Source organism: Streptomyces inhibens, assembly GCF_022221585.1.
GTDB classification, from domain to species: domain Bacteria; phylum Actinomycetota; class Actinomycetes; order Streptomycetales; family Streptomycetaceae; genus Streptomyces; species Streptomyces inhibens.
Genome location: NZ_CP084681.1, coordinates 2,887,154 through 2,900,541 on the forward strand (window position 1 = coordinate 2,887,154; position 13,388 = coordinate 2,900,541).

Consider the following 13,388-nt stretch of genomic DNA (forward strand, 5'->3'; position numbering starts at 1 on the left):
AGGATGGCACGTCAGATGTTCAGCGGAGCTGAAGGAGCGATGCGGTGAACACCGAGGACACCAACGACACCCCGAACCCCAAGGAGCGCAGGCGGCGCACCCCGATGGTGGTCGCCTCGATGGCTGCCGCGGTGCTGCTGGCCGGGGGTGGCGCGGCGTACTGGGCCTCGTCCGCGTCCAACGGCGACGGCTCCGGCGCGGGCGCCCCGGCCAAGGGCGACCCGCCGCCGCTCGCGCTCGACGGCTACGACGGCGGCTCGATCGCGGCCGGTGAGCCCAATCCGCAGGGCGCGAAGTACCGGGCCGTGACGAAGCTGCCCGACGGGCCGGGGTCCGCGCCGGTGTACCGCCCCAAGGGGGAGATCAGCCGGGAGTCGGTGGAACGGCTGGCGAAGGCGCTGGATGTGGCCGGAAAGGTCCGCTCGGAGGGCACCACCTGGAAGGTCGGCGGGCTGACACGGGATGCCCGTAGCCCCGTCCTCCAGGTGAACAAGACCGGCTCGGGTTCCTGGACGTACTCGCAGTACGGCACCCCGGGCGGGACGAACTGCGCGCTGCCCGCCTCCCCCAAGGACGGGACGGGCGAGGACCGGCCCGCCGGCGGTGCCTCGTCGAGCCGGCCCGGCTGTCCCTCGTACCGCGGCGGCGGGGACATCACGACCGAGGACGACAGCAGCGGCAAGGGCGCGGTGTCGCCGGAGAAGGCCAAGCAGGCGGTGCGGCCGGTGCTCAAGGCGATCGGCCAGCAGAGCGCCAAGCTCGATGCGAGCGGGCTGTCCGGCGCGGTGCGGATCGTGACCGCGGATCCGGTGCTCGGCGGGCTGCCGACGTACGGCTGGCAGAGCGATCTACAGGTCGGTTCGGACGGTCAAGTGGTCGGCGGCAGCGGCCAGTTGGCGAACCCGGTCAAGGGCGCGGTGTATCCGGTGCTGAGCGCCGACAAGACGCTCGACCGGCTGAATTCGGGCGATGGACGCAAGCCGGCCGGCTGCCCCTCGACGCCCGCAGGGAAGGGCGGCAAGGACGACGGGATCGCGCCGTGCGAGCCGGCGCCGACGAAGGCGCAGAAGCCGGCCGAGGTGACCGGTGCGGTCTTCGGGCTCGCGGTGCAGTACGTAAAGGGCGGGCAGGCGCTGGTGCCGTCGTGGCTGTACACGGTGCGCCAGCCGGGTGCCGGCAGCGGCCCGGACGCGACATCGACGGTCGCGCACCCCGCGGTGAACCCGAAGTACCTGGCCCACCCGGGCGACGGCACCTCGAAGAGCCCGGGGCAGCCGCCGAAGGGGCCGTCCGGGAAGCCGGGCGCGATGGCGCTGGAGTCGTACGACGTGAGCGACGGCGGCAAGAAGCTCACCGTGCACTTCTGGGGCGGTGTGTGCAGCGTCTACTCGGTGAGCGCCGAGGAGTCGGCCACGACCGTGCGGACCAAGGTCGTCGGCAAGGACAAGCACCCGGGCCAGATCTGCGTGAAGATCGCCAAGGAGTTCACCGAGACCGTGACGCTGGAGCGGCCGCTGGACGGCCGGAAGGTGATCGATGTGTCGACCGGTGAGTCCGTGCCGAAGCGGTGAACGGGCCCGGCGACCGGCCGGCCCGTGAGCGGATACGACGAAAGGCGGCGCTCCCCACTCGGGGGCGCCGCCTTTCGTGCGTACTACCCGTGGCCCTTAGCTGAAGGAGTCGCCGCAGGCGCAGGAGCCGGTGGCGTTCGGGTTGTCGATCGTGAAGCCCTGCTTCTCGATGGTGTCGACGAAGTCGATGGAGGCACCGCCCAGGTAGGGGGCGCTCATCCGGTCGGTGACGACCTTGACGCCGTCGAAGTCCTTGACGACATCGCCGTCGAGCGAGCGCTCGTCGAAGAAGAGCTGGTAGCGCAGCCCGGAGCAGCCGCCGGGCTGAACGGCCACCCGCAGCGCGAGGTCGTCCCGGCCTTCCTGCTCCAGCAGGCTCTTGACCTTCGACGCGGCCGCGTCGGACAGGATGATGCCGTCGCTGACGGTGGTCTCGTCCTGAACGCTCATCTACATCTCTCCCGGGTTGTACGGACCGCTTGTCATCGGATGCAACCAGCTGCAACCGGAGACGTCCCGGATTAATTCCGGCTGGGCGCAAACTTGTGGAGAAGCCTTCCGGACACTGCCGGGGGCAGCCTCTCTCATCCTTCTTCTCTCATGCTCGCACACCGGCGGCCGGGAACAGGTGGCCGACCACACACGGCGGGGTGGTGATGCGTCACATCGACACGATGGCCATCGTCAAAGTGACGTGAAGCAGCTATGATAGATAGCGTCAAATAGACGAAAAGGCAGTCTGCAGAAATGAGAGGGTGCGTGTCGTGACCACCGCCCAGCCCCTGGACGTCCAGCCGACCCCGCTGGCCCTGCTCCTCCTCGGCCGCGAGGCCGACCCGAAGAGCGAGCGCGGCGTGGAGTGCCCCGGCGACCTGCCGGCGCCGTCGGACCCCGACCTCGTCGAGCGCGCCCGCGCGGCCAAGGCGAAGCTCGGGGACAAGGTCTTCATCCTCGGGCACCACTACCAGCGCGACGAGGTCATCGAGTTCGCCGACGTGACCGGCGACTCCTTCAAGCTCGCGCGGGACGCCGCCGCCCGGCCGGACGCGGAGTACATCGTCTTCTGCGGTGTGCACTTCATGGCCGAGTCCGCCGACATCCTCACCGGCGACGGCCAGCAGGTCATCCTCCCCGACCTGGCCGCGGGCTGCTCGATGGCCGACATGGCCACCGCCGAGCAGGTCGCCGAGTGCTGGGACGTGCTCACCGAGGCCGGCGTGGCCGAGCAGGTCGTGCCCGTCTCGTACATGAACTCCTCCGCCGACATCAAGGCCTTCACCGGCAAGCACGGCGGCACGATCTGCACCTCCTCCAACGCCAAGCGGGCGCTGGACTGGGCCTTCGAGCAGGGGGACAAGGTTCTCTTCCTGCCCGACCAGCACCTGGGCCGCAACACCGCCGTCCGCGACATGGGCATGTCCCTGGACGACTGCGTGGTCTACAACCCGCACAAGCCGAACGGCGGCCTGACCGTCGAGCAGCTGCGGGACGCGAAGATGATCCTGTGGCGCGGCCACTGCTCGGTCCACGGCCGGTTCTCCCTGGACTCGGTGAACGACGTGCGGGCCCGCATTCCGGACGTCAACGTCCTCGTCCACCCCGAGTGCAAGCATGAGGTCGTGGCGGCCGCGGACCAGGTCGGCTCGACGGAGTACATCATCAAGGCCCTGGAGGCCGCCCCGCGCGGCTCGAAGTGGGCCATCGGCACCGAGCTGAACCTGGTCCGCCGGCTGGCCAACCGCTTCGCCGCCGAGGACAAGGAGATCGTCTTCCTCGACAAGACGGTCTGCTTCTGCTCGACCATGAACCGCATCGACCTCCCCCACCTGGTGTGGACCCTGGAGTCGCTGGCGTCCGGCAAGGTCGTCAACCGCATCGAGGTCGACAAGGAGACCGAGAGCTTCGCGAAGCTGGCGCTGGAGCGGATGCTGGCGCTGCCGTAGGCGCCGTGGGCGCCCCTTTGTCGCCACGCAAGACCGGCGGCCCCGCCTCGGGAGAGGCGGGGCCGCCGGTCATTTCTTCGGGGCCTCCAGAGTCCAGCGCACCTTGTCGTTGTCCTTGATCGCGGTGCCGCAGGGCCCGGTCGTGATCTTTTTCTCGTTCACATACGCGGTCCACTTTTTGCTGTCGTCGGCAACATCGCCATGGATGCTCGTGACGACAAAGTCCTGCGTGGCGTCGTCCCAGCGCGCCTGTACGCCGAAGCCGAACTCTTCGTCGGCGTCGACCAGGGCGGTGAGGGGCGTGGGGCTTCCGTCGCCGGCGGCGCAGTAGAAGCCGCCGAAGACGAAGCGCGCCACCGTCCCGGTGCCCACGCTGGCGGTGTAGGCCCCGCCCGTGACCTTCACGCGGACGGAGGCCGTGGTTCCGGTGGCGGCGGCCGGTGGAGCGGCCGCGAGAGCCAGGGCGAAGGCGATCCCGGCAGCGGTGACAGGGGCGGCCTTGCGGGCCAGGGCGGACGGCACGGTCGCTCACCTTTCGTCGGATCAGCACCAAAAGCTACGATCCCATCACCCAGTGCGATCGGCGAGCCGGTCACCCCGGCCGACCGCAACTCCGAAGACGCGGAAACACACGAAGGAGCCCCCGCAGCCGTAGGACACGGCTGCGGGGGCTCCTGTCGGCGGCCCCGCGGTCAGACGCTCGCGGGCTCCGGCGCGCGCTCGTCGTCGCCCTCGGCGGACGCGACCGGCAGGCCGGCCTTCTTCGCGCGCTTGGCGGCCTTCTTCTTCGCCCGGCGCTCCTTGCGCAGCTCGATCATCGCGTAGAGCGTCGGGACGAGGAGGAGGGTGAGCAGGGTGGAGGTGATCAGACCGCCGATCACGACCACGGCGAGCGGCTGCGAGATGAAGCCGCCGTCACCGGTGATGGACAGGGCCATCGGCAGCAGCGCCATGATCGTGGCCAGCGCCGTCATCAGGATCGGGCGCAGACGGTGGCGGCCGCCCTCGATGACCGCCTCGACCACGCCGTAACCCTGCGACCGGTACTGGTTGATCAGGTCGATCAGCACGATGGCGTTGGTGACCACGATGCCGATCAGCATCAGCATGCCGATCATCGCCGGGACGCCCAACGGGGTGCCGGTGGCGACCAGCAGACCGATCGCACCGGTCGCCGCGAACGGGATCGAGACGAGCAGGATCAGCGGCTGGATGAGCGACTTGAAGGTGGCCACCAGCAGCATGAAGACGATGGCGATGGCCGCCAGCATCGCCAGGCCGAGCGAGGAGAACGCGTCGGTCTGGTCCTGGGAGACGCCGCCGATCTTCGCGGTGGCGCCGTCCGGCAGCTTCAGGGCGTTGATCTTGCTCTGCAGCTCGGTGCTGACCGCGCCGGTGTTGTCACCGGTCGGCTTGGCGGTGATGGTCGCCGAGCGGGCGCCGTCGATCCGGGTCATCTGGACCGGACCGGGGACGGTCCGCACGGTGGCGATGGTGCCGAGCTTGACCGGGCCCGCCGGGGTCGGGACGGCCAGGTTCTTCAACTCGGCCTCGGTGGTGGCCGGGTGGGCCGACTTGATCACGATGTCGCGCTCGGTGTCGGCCAGGACGGCCTTGCCGCTGGTGGTCCCGCGGACCGCCTGGGCGACCGCGGCGCCGAGCGTGGCCTGGTTGTAACCGGCCGCCGCCGCCTTGGCGTTGGGCTTGACGGAGATCCGCGGCACGCTCTGGGCCAGGTCGCTCTGGACGTCGGTGACGTCGTCGAGCCCCGCGACGGCCTTACGGACCTGCTCACCGGCCTTCTTCAGGACGTCGACGTCGCCGGCCTTGACGACCACGCTCAGGTCCTGGCTGCCGAAGCCGCCGCCCGCGGTGACGGTGGTGTCGCCGATGGACTTCCCGAGCTTGTCGAGAGCGGCCCGCAGATCGTCGGTGACCTTGCCGGAGTCGGCGGCGTCCTTCAGCTTGAGCTGGTAGGAGGCCTGGTTGGCGCCGGTGCCGCCGCCGAAGGCCGCCATGAAGCCGGAGGAGCCGACGGTCACCTGGTAGTCGGCGATGTCGTCGTTGGCCGCCAGCAGCTTCTCGACCTTCTTGGCCTGCGCGTCGGCCGCGCCCAGGCTGGTGCCGGGCTTGAGCTCCTGCTTGAGGGTGAGGGTGTCCTGGTCGCCCTGGTCGAAGAAGTTGGTCTTCAGCAGCGGGCCCATGCCGAAGGTGCCGATGAGGATGACGACGGCGATGACCAGGCTGGTGACCCGGCGGCGGGTCGCGAAGCGCAGCACCGGGACGTAGAGGCGCTGCAGCGGGCTCTTGGTCTCGTTCTCCTCCGCCGTGCGGCGCAGCTCGTCCACGGTGGTGCCCTCGGGGATCTCCGGGGCGCGCAGGAACCAGTACGACAGCACCGGGACGACCGTCAGCGAGACGATCAGGGAGGAGAGCAGGGCGACGGTCACGGTCAGCGAGAAGGAGCCGAAGAGGGCGCCGACCATGCCGCCGACCACACCGATCGGCAGGAAGACCGCGACCGTGGTGAGGGTGGAGGAGGTGATCGCTCCGGAGACCTCACGGACGGCGGAGAGGATGGCCTCGCGGCGCTCCTCGCCGTAGCCGAGGTGCCGCTTGATGTTCTCCAGGACGACGATGGAGTCGTCGACGACGCGGCCGATCGCGATGGTCAGCGCGCCGAGGGTGAGCATGTTGAGGGAGAGGTCCCCGGTCCACAGCACGATCAGGGTGATGACGACCGAGAGGGGTATGGAGACCGCGGTCACCAGCGTGGAGCGCAGGCTGAGCAGGAAGACCAGGATGACGATGACCGCCATGACGAGGCCGAGCAGGCCCTCGGTGGTCAGCGAGTCGATCGACTTGGAGACCGCCGGGCCCTGGTCGGAGGCGACCGTGACCTCGGTGCCCTTGCCCAGGTCCTGACGGATCTTGGTGAGCTTGTCCTTGACCGCGTCGGAGATCGCGACCGCGCTGCCGTCCTGGTCCATCGTCACCATCACGGCGAGGCTGGGCTTGCCGTTGGTGCGGGTGAGGGAGGTCGGGGTGGCCGACTCCTCCTTGACGGTGGCGACATCGCCGAGGCGGACCGGCTCGGCCGACTGGCCGGCACCGGCACCGGCGCCGCCGGCCGCCGGGGCCGGGGCGAGGGTCAGGTCCTTGATCTGCCGTACGGAGGTGAACCCCGCGCCGACCTGAACGGTCCTGCTCTGCCCGCCCTCGGCGAACGAACCGGCCGGCACCGACGCACCGCCGGCCTCCAGTGCCTGGCCGAGCGCCTGGGAGTTGAGCCCGGCGGCGGCGAGCTTCTTGTCGTCGGGGGTGACCGCGACGATCCGGTCCTGGACGCCGTCCACCGTGACCTGGCTGACGCCGTCGATGTTCTTCAGGTCCGGTACGACGCTGCGGTCGAGCTGGTCGGCGAGCGTCTGCTGGTCCTTGGCGGAGGAGGAGACGGCGAGGACGACGGTGGGGATGTCGTCCGTCGAGCCGGCCACCACCTGCGGGTCGACGTCCTTGGGCAGCTTCGCGCGGGCGCGGTTCACCGCCTGCTGGACATCGGCGACCAGGCGCTTGGAGTCATTGCCGTAGTCGAACTGCGCCATGATGACGCCCGAGCCCTCGCTCGACGTCGAGGTGACGCTCTTGATGCCGTCGACCGCCTGGATACCGTCCTCGAGCGGCTCGATCACCTGCTTCTCGACGACATCGGGCGAGGCGCCCTGATACGGCGCCAGAACGGAGACCATCGGGAGTTCGATGGACGGCAGGAGCTGCTGCTTGAGCTGCGGGATCGCGATGGCGCCGAAGGCGATCGCCACGATCGACATCAGCGCTACCAGGCCCCGTTGTACGAGGCTGAGTCGGGACAGCCAGGACATGGGTGGGGTCTCTCTTCTGTTCTGAAAAGGACGGCAAGGGTCGGCGGGGCCTGCCCGGGCCCGGCGGCGGGGGGCCTTTGCGGGCCCACTTACACCTTCGGCCATGTCCTGGCCGGTTTTCCTCGCTCGCAGGTCGGTTTCCGGCTCGCGGCCGTACCGCGTTCGGAGTACGGCTTACTCCACCCTTACTGCACCCGTGGGCGTACGAGCCCTGACTCGTAGGCGATGACCACCAGCTGGGAGCGGTCGCGGGCGCCCAGCTTGGCCATCGCGCGGTTGACATGCGTCTTGACGGTGAGCGGGCTGACCGCCAGCTGTTCGGCGATCTCGTCGTTGGGCAGCCCGCCGGCCACCAGGACCAGCACCTCGCGCTCGCGGCCGGTCAGCGTCGCCAGCCGCTCCGCGCCCCGCCCTCCGGGCCCACTGTCGGCCGAACTGCCGCCCTGGGCGAGGAACTTGGCGATCAGCCCCTTGGTCGCGACGGGCGACAGCAGCGCCTCACCGGCCGCCGCGATCCGGATCGCGTTGAGCATCTCGTCGGGCTCGGCGCCCTTGCCCAGGAAACCGCTGGCGCCGTTCCGCAGCGACTGCACCACATAGTCGTCGACCTCGAAGGTCGTCAGGATCACCACCCGGACGTCGGTCAGCTCCGGGTCCTCGGTGATCATGCGGGTGGCGGCCAGACCGTCCACGCCGGGCATCCGGATGTCCATGAGGACGACATCGGGGTGCTCCGCCCGGGTCAGCTCGTACGCCTGGGCGCCGTCGGAGGCCTCCCCGACGACCCGCATGTCCGGCTCGGAGTCGACCAGCACCCGGAACGCGCTGCGCAGCAGCGTCTGGTCATCGGCGAGCAGCACCTTGATCGTCATGTTGTCTCCCCCGTACGGACGGACTGCAGTGGAAGGGTGACCCGCACCTGGAAGCCGCCGGCCGCGCGGGGGCCGGTCACGACCGTGCCGCGCAGCGCGAAGACCCGCTCACGCATCCCGATCAGACCGTGGCCGCCGCCGCTGTCCTCCGGCTCGCCGGGCCCGCCCCCCACGGCCGGACGGTCGCCGCCCTTCTGCCGCGGCACCCCGGCCCGGCCCGCTCCGTCGTCCAGGACGGTCACGGTCAGCGTGGTCTCGGAGTGGATGATCCGCACCGTGGCGCGGGCCCCCTCACCGGCGTGCTTGTGCACATTGGTCAGCGCCTCCTGGACCACACGGTAGGCGGTCAGATCGACGGAGGCGGGCAGCGGCCGGGGGGCGGGCGGCAGGTCGAGATCGACGGGGATCCCGGCGCGGACGAACCCCTCGACGAGCTGGTCGAGGACGCCGAGGCCGGGCGCGGGCTCGGTCGGCGCCGTGGGGTCGTCGGAGTGCCGCAACAGGCCGACGGTGGCGCGGAGTTCCTCCAGCGCCGACCGGGACGCCTCACGGACGTGCGCCAGCGCCTGCTTGGCCTGGTCGGGGCGGTTGTCCATGACGTGCGAGGCGACCCCGGCCTGGACGTTGACCAGGGCGATGTGGTGGGCGACGACGTCGTGCAGCTCGCGGGCGATGCGCATGCGCTCCTCGGCGACCCGGCGCCTGGCCTCTTCCTCGCGGGTGCGTTCGGCGCGCTCGGCGCGCTCGCGGATGGCGTTCACAAAGGCACGGCGGCTGCGGACGGCATCGCCCGCGGCGGCGGCCATGCCCGTCCAGGCGAAGATCCCGAGGTTCTCCTGCGCGTACCAGGGGCGGGGCCCGTAGAGCATCGCGGCGGCGGTCAGCACGACGACGGTCAGTGCGCCGATCCGCCAGGTGGTGGGCCGGTCGGTGCGGGAGGCCAGGCTGTAGAGCGCGATCACGGCGGAGGCGGCCACCGGGGCGCGCGGATCGGTGGAGCGGGCGACCAGTTCGATGATGGTCAGCGCGCAGGTGGCCGCCAGGACCGTACGGGGCAGCCGTCGGCGCAGGACCAGGGCGGTGCAGGCCAGGGCGGCCAGCACCACGGTCGTCGCGGTCAGCTCATGGCCGCCGAACCGCGGGCCGTGCCGGCCGTGCGGATCGGCCACCGCGCCGAACAGGATGCACCCGAAGGCGGCCACCGCCAGGACGGCGTCGAACGCCAGCGGGTGCGTCCGGTGCCAGTGGAAGCGGCCGGCGCGGGGCGCGTCCGGACGAGGTTCGGGGAGGCTCACAAGAGCAAACGGTAGCGCCCCGGTCCGGGAAGGACCGGGGCGCTGTGCGCTGGAGTGGAGGTGGGCGGCGGCGGTCAGCCCGGGATGAGGCCGTCGTCGCTGAGCATCTCCCGGACCTCTTCGAGGGCCGCTTCCTCGTTGGGGAGGATCAGCTCCGACGGCTCCAGGGAGTCGTCGGGCAGCGGTTCGCCGAGGCGGCGCACCGCATCCAGGAGAGCACTCAGCGTGCGCTTGAAGCCGTCCGTGTCGCCGCTCTCCATCTCGGAGAGCAGCTCGTCGTCCAGCTTGTTGAGCTCGATGAAGTGGCTGTCCGCCACCTTCACCTGGCCCTCCCCCATGATCCGTACGATCACGACGGTCTCCCTTGGTCCGGTCCGACGATCTCTGTGAGGCTAACCGCCGCCGACCGTCACTGCTTGTCGAAACGCGGCTGGTCCTGCTGCGGGGAGGGCTGGGCCTCGCCGCCCTGGCCGCTCTCGATCGCCTGCTTGCCGGCCGACGGGCCGCCCGCGAGCTCGGCCTTCATCCGCTGCAGCTCCAGTTCGACATCGCTGCCGCCGGACAGGCGGTCCAGCTCGGCGGTGATGTCGTCCTTGGCCATACCGCTCGGGTCGTCCAGCGCACCGGAGGCCATCAGTTCGTCGATCGCACCGGCCCGCGCCTGGAGCTGGGCGGTCTTGTCCTCGGCCCGCTGGATCGCGAGGCCGACGTCGCCCATCTCCTCGGAGATGCCGGAGAAGGCCTCGCCGATCCGGGTCTGCGCCTGGGCAGCCGTGTAGGTGGCCTTGATCGTCTCCTTCTTCGTACGGAAGGCGTCGACCTTGGCCTGCAGCCGCTGTGAGGCGAGCGTGAGCTTCTCCTCCTCACCCTGCAGCGTCTGGTGCTGCGTCTCCAGGTCGGTGACCTGCTGCTGCAGCGCGCTGCGCCGGGTCAGCGCCTCGCGGGCCAGGTCCTCGCGGCCGAGCGCCAGCGCCTTGCGGCCCTGGTCCTCCAGCTTGGCGGACTGGCCCTGGAGCTGGTTGAGCTGCAGCTCCAGGCGCTTGCGGGAGGTCGCCACGTCGGCGACACCGCGGCGTACCTTCTGCAGCAGTTCCAGCTGCTTCTGGTACGAGTAGTCGAGGGTTTCGCGCGGGTCTTCGGCCCGGTCCAGGGCCTTGTTGGCCTTCGCGCGGAAGATCATCCCCATCCGCTTCATGACACCATCGCTCATGGGCCTCGCGCGCCCCCTTCTGACCGAATCACTTCGGGCTTAGGCTCCAGCACATCTACAGACCCCACAGTACGGGCCCTGGTTCCATTACCGCACTGTTCGCGCCCGGATGCGCTCCTCCTCCAGGACGATCGCGGAGCGCATCTTCTCCCGCGCAAGGAGTAGGGAGAGGCCTGATGCGGCGATATCGGCGTACGCCGTTGCCGGATCGTGGCCGTCGGACCCTGGCCCCCGGGCGGGGAGCACGTACCCTTGGGTTTTGTGTTCCGAAGCCGTTCGAAGGATGAGCAGGCCGCGACCGCCAAGGTGACCGCGGACCAGCCCCAGCAGCCCCGCGACCCGCAGGCCCCCAAAGGCCGCCCGACACCCAAGCGCAGCGATGCCCAGTCGCAGCGCCGCTCCCGTGCGCATACGCCGACCAACCGCAAGGACGCGGCCAAGGCACAGCGGGAGGCCCGCCGTGCCGATATGGCCCGCCAGCGTGAGGCGATGGCCAGCGGCGACGAGCGGTATCTGCCGGTGCGCGACAAGGGACCGGTGCGCCGGTTCGCGCGGGACTTCGTCGACTCACGCTGGTGCGTCGCCGAGTTCTTCCTGCCGATGGCGGTGGTGATCCTGGTGCTCACCATGGTCCGGGTGCCGTCGATCCAGACCATCGCGCTGCTGTTGTGGCTCGTGATCATCGTGCTGATCGTGCTCGACTCGGTCCTGATCTGGTTCCGCCTGGGCAAGCGGCTGCAGGAGCGTTTCCCGAACGAGAACCTCAAGGGCGTGAAGGCGTACGCGGTCATGCGGACGCTGCAGATGCGGCGGCTGCGGCTGCCGAAGCCGCAGGTCAAGCGGGGTCAGCGCCCCTGAGGGTGGCACGCTGGATGTGATGACGCAGGGCCGGGTCCGTCCGTACGGACCCGGCCCTGCGTCGTGGGGGGGCTCAGCCCTCGGCGCCCTCGGCGGCCGCGTGCAGGCTCATCGGGGCGGAGTAGATCTCCTGGCCGTCCTCGAAGAGGCGGACCTGGTCGACGCCGCCGTCGAGCAGGGCCTTCCACTCCTCGCCGATCCAGGATTCCGCGTCGCCCTGGGTCGTGAACTCCTCCGGTTCCACGGCGGGTGCCGTCTCCGTACCGTCCGCCTTCTCGAACCGCCACGTCCACGCCATGTCCGCCTCCTGAATCCCGCCGAGTACGTGCTTGTGCCACCGCGGACCGCGTGCCGACGCACTCCGCCATGTGGTGCTTGCGTGCTGATCGGCAGCCTAACGGCCGTGTCGAGCCCGCCCCCGCCGCGCTCACCGGGCGCGGACGCGAGAAACTCGGCGGTGTGGATGTGACTCTCCTAGGCACCGGGGCCCCGCAGGGGCTGCCGCGCCCCGGCTGCCCGTGTGCCGCCTGCGCGACCGCCGTCGGCGACGAGGCGCGGGCGGCGACCGCGCTGCTCGTCGACGGTGCGCTGCTCATCGACCTGACTCCGGGCCCGGCCTTCGCGGCGGCCCGCGCCGGGCAGTCGCTGGCGGGCGTACGGCAGGTGCTGCTCTCGCATCCGCACGCCGGGCCGGCGATGGAGGTGCCGGCCGGGCTGCCGACACCGGGCCGGGTCGCCGACGGGCGGGAGCTGGCGCTGCTCGACGGGCACCGGGTGCGGGCCATCGCGGTGGACATCCCGGGTACCGGCTACGAGATCTCCGGCTCCGAGGGCGAGCGGCTGCTGTATCTGCCGCCGGGTGCGGCGCCGGCCGGGCTGGGCGACGGCAACCATCCCGCGGCGGGCGGCGGTTACGAGGGCATGGGCGGCACCGGCCCGTACGACATGGTGCTGGTCGACGTACTGGAGCGGCCGGACGCGCTGGCCCGGCTGCGGGCGAGCGGGGCGGTCGACGCCGCGACGGATGTGGTCGCGGTGCATATCGACCACAGTGTGCCGCCGGGGCCCGAACTGCACCGCAGGCTGGCGGCGGTGGGCGCCCGCGCGGTGCCGGACGGCAGCTCGCTGGTGGTCGGCGAGTTCCACGCGGTGCCGGATCTGCCGCGGCGCACGCTGGTGCTGGGCGGGGCGCGCAGCGGCAAGTCGGTGGAGGCGGAGCGACGGCTCGCGGCCTTCCCGGACGTGGTGTACGTGGCCACCGGCGGCACCCGGGACGGCGACGAGGAGTGGGCGGAGCGGATCTCGCTGCACCGCGAGCGCCGCCCCAACAGCTGGCGCACCGTCGAGACCTGCGATCTGGTGCCGCTGCTGGCGGCCGCCGGGCCCGGTACCGACCCCGGCACCGGGCGGCCGGCCGATGCCGCACCGCTGCTCATCGACTGTCTGGCGCTGTGGCTGACGCATGTCATGGACGAGGTCGGGGCGTGGGACGACGAGACCTGGGAGGCCGGCGGCCGGCGGGCGCTGCGGGAGCGGACCGATGCGCTGGTGGCGGCACTGAGGGAGACCCACCGGCCGGTGGTGGCGGTCAGCAACGAGGTCGGCTCGGGGGTCGTTCCGGCGACCTCGGCGGGCCGGAGGTTCCGGGACGAACTGGGGCGGCTGAACGCGGCGTTCGGCGCGGAGTGCGAGCAGGTGCTGCTGGTCGTCGCGGGCCAGGCGCTTGCGCTGCGTGGATGACGGATGCCCGGCGGGGCC

At 70.9% G+C, this 13,388-nt stretch carries 12 protein-coding genes; 4 read left to right on the forward strand and 8 right to left on the reverse strand.

Translation table 11 applies throughout. The features are described 5' to 3' along the window. The first annotated feature begins 44 nt into the window (after positions 1-44). Positions 45-1,571, forward strand: a complete 1,527-nt coding sequence (locus KI385_RS13365) for a flagellar basal body-associated FliL family protein (RefSeq protein WP_238572404.1) — start codon at positions 45-47, stop codon at positions 1,569-1,571. A gap of 96 nt (positions 1,572-1,667) precedes the next feature. Here KI385_RS13365 and erpA read toward each other — a convergent pair whose 3' ends face one another. Then, the gene (gene erpA, locus KI385_RS13370) at positions 1,668-2,021 is read right to left on the reverse strand and encodes an iron-sulfur cluster insertion protein ErpA (RefSeq protein ID WP_006606077.1); all 354 of its coding nucleotides are present in this window, start codon (positions 2,019-2,021) and stop codon (positions 1,668-1,670) included. A gap of 305 nt (positions 2,022-2,326) precedes the next feature. On the opposite strand from erpA, the gene nadA reads away from it, so the two are divergent. Beyond that, positions 2,327-3,514: a quinolinate synthase NadA gene (gene nadA, locus KI385_RS13375; protein WP_238572405.1), complete on the forward strand. Its 1,188-nt coding sequence runs from the start codon at positions 2,327-2,329 to the stop codon at positions 3,512-3,514. Between the two features lie 69 nt (positions 3,515-3,583). Here the strand turns inward: nadA and KI385_RS13380 are convergent, their stop codons facing one another. The 6 genes from KI385_RS13380 to KI385_RS13405 form a co-directional block, all read right to left on the reverse strand. After that, positions 3,584-4,036: a DUF4430 domain-containing protein gene (locus tag KI385_RS13380; RefSeq protein ID WP_238572406.1), complete on the reverse strand. Its 453-nt coding sequence runs from the start codon at positions 4,034-4,036 to the stop codon at positions 3,584-3,586. 170 nt (positions 4,037-4,206) lie between these two features. Further along, entirely contained in the window at positions 4,207-7,395 is a 3,189-nt protein-coding gene (locus tag KI385_RS13385; RefSeq protein ID WP_238572407.1) for an efflux RND transporter permease subunit, read from the reverse strand. A 185-nt stretch (positions 7,396-7,580) separates the two neighbouring features. Next, a complete protein-coding gene (locus KI385_RS13390) occupies positions 7,581-8,267 on the reverse strand; it encodes a response regulator (protein ID WP_238572408.1) in 687 nt (228 codons plus the stop codon). Beyond that, positions 8,264-9,562: a sensor histidine kinase gene (locus KI385_RS13395; RefSeq protein WP_238572409.1), complete on the reverse strand. Its 1,299-nt coding sequence runs from the start codon at positions 9,560-9,562 to the stop codon at positions 8,264-8,266. Before KI385_RS13395 ends, KI385_RS13390 begins: the two co-directional genes overlap by 4 nt. A 74-nt stretch (positions 9,563-9,636) precedes the next feature. Next, positions 9,637-9,915: a PspA-associated protein PspAA gene (gene pspAA, locus KI385_RS13400; protein WP_238572410.1), complete on the reverse strand. Its 279-nt coding sequence runs from the start codon at positions 9,913-9,915 to the stop codon at positions 9,637-9,639. 56 nt (positions 9,916-9,971) lie between these two features. Next, positions 9,972-10,757: a PspA/IM30 family protein gene (locus tag KI385_RS13405; RefSeq protein WP_128511768.1), complete on the reverse strand. Its 786-nt coding sequence runs from the start codon at positions 10,755-10,757 to the stop codon at positions 9,972-9,974. Positions 10,758-11,033: 276 nt separating this feature from the next. Here KI385_RS13405 and KI385_RS13410 point away from each other — a divergent pair, with 276 nt between their 5' ends. Then, on the forward strand, positions 11,034-11,630 hold the full coding sequence (locus KI385_RS13410) for a DUF3043 domain-containing protein (protein WP_238572411.1): 597 nt from the start codon (positions 11,034-11,036) through the stop codon (positions 11,628-11,630). Between the two features lie 73 nt (positions 11,631-11,703). On the opposite strand, the gene KI385_RS13415 is transcribed toward KI385_RS13410, so the two are convergent. Next, positions 11,704-11,928, reverse strand: coding sequence for a hypothetical protein (locus KI385_RS13415; protein ID WP_238572412.1), 225 nt, complete (start codon positions 11,926-11,928; stop codon positions 11,704-11,706). 161 nt (positions 11,929-12,089) lie between these two features. Here KI385_RS13415 and KI385_RS13420 point away from each other — a divergent pair, with 161 nt between their 5' ends. Further along, entirely contained in the window at positions 12,090-13,370 is a 1,281-nt protein-coding gene (locus KI385_RS13420; protein ID WP_238572413.1) for a bifunctional adenosylcobinamide kinase/adenosylcobinamide-phosphate guanylyltransferase, read from the forward strand. The last annotated feature ends 18 nt before the right edge of the window (positions 13,371-13,388 follow it).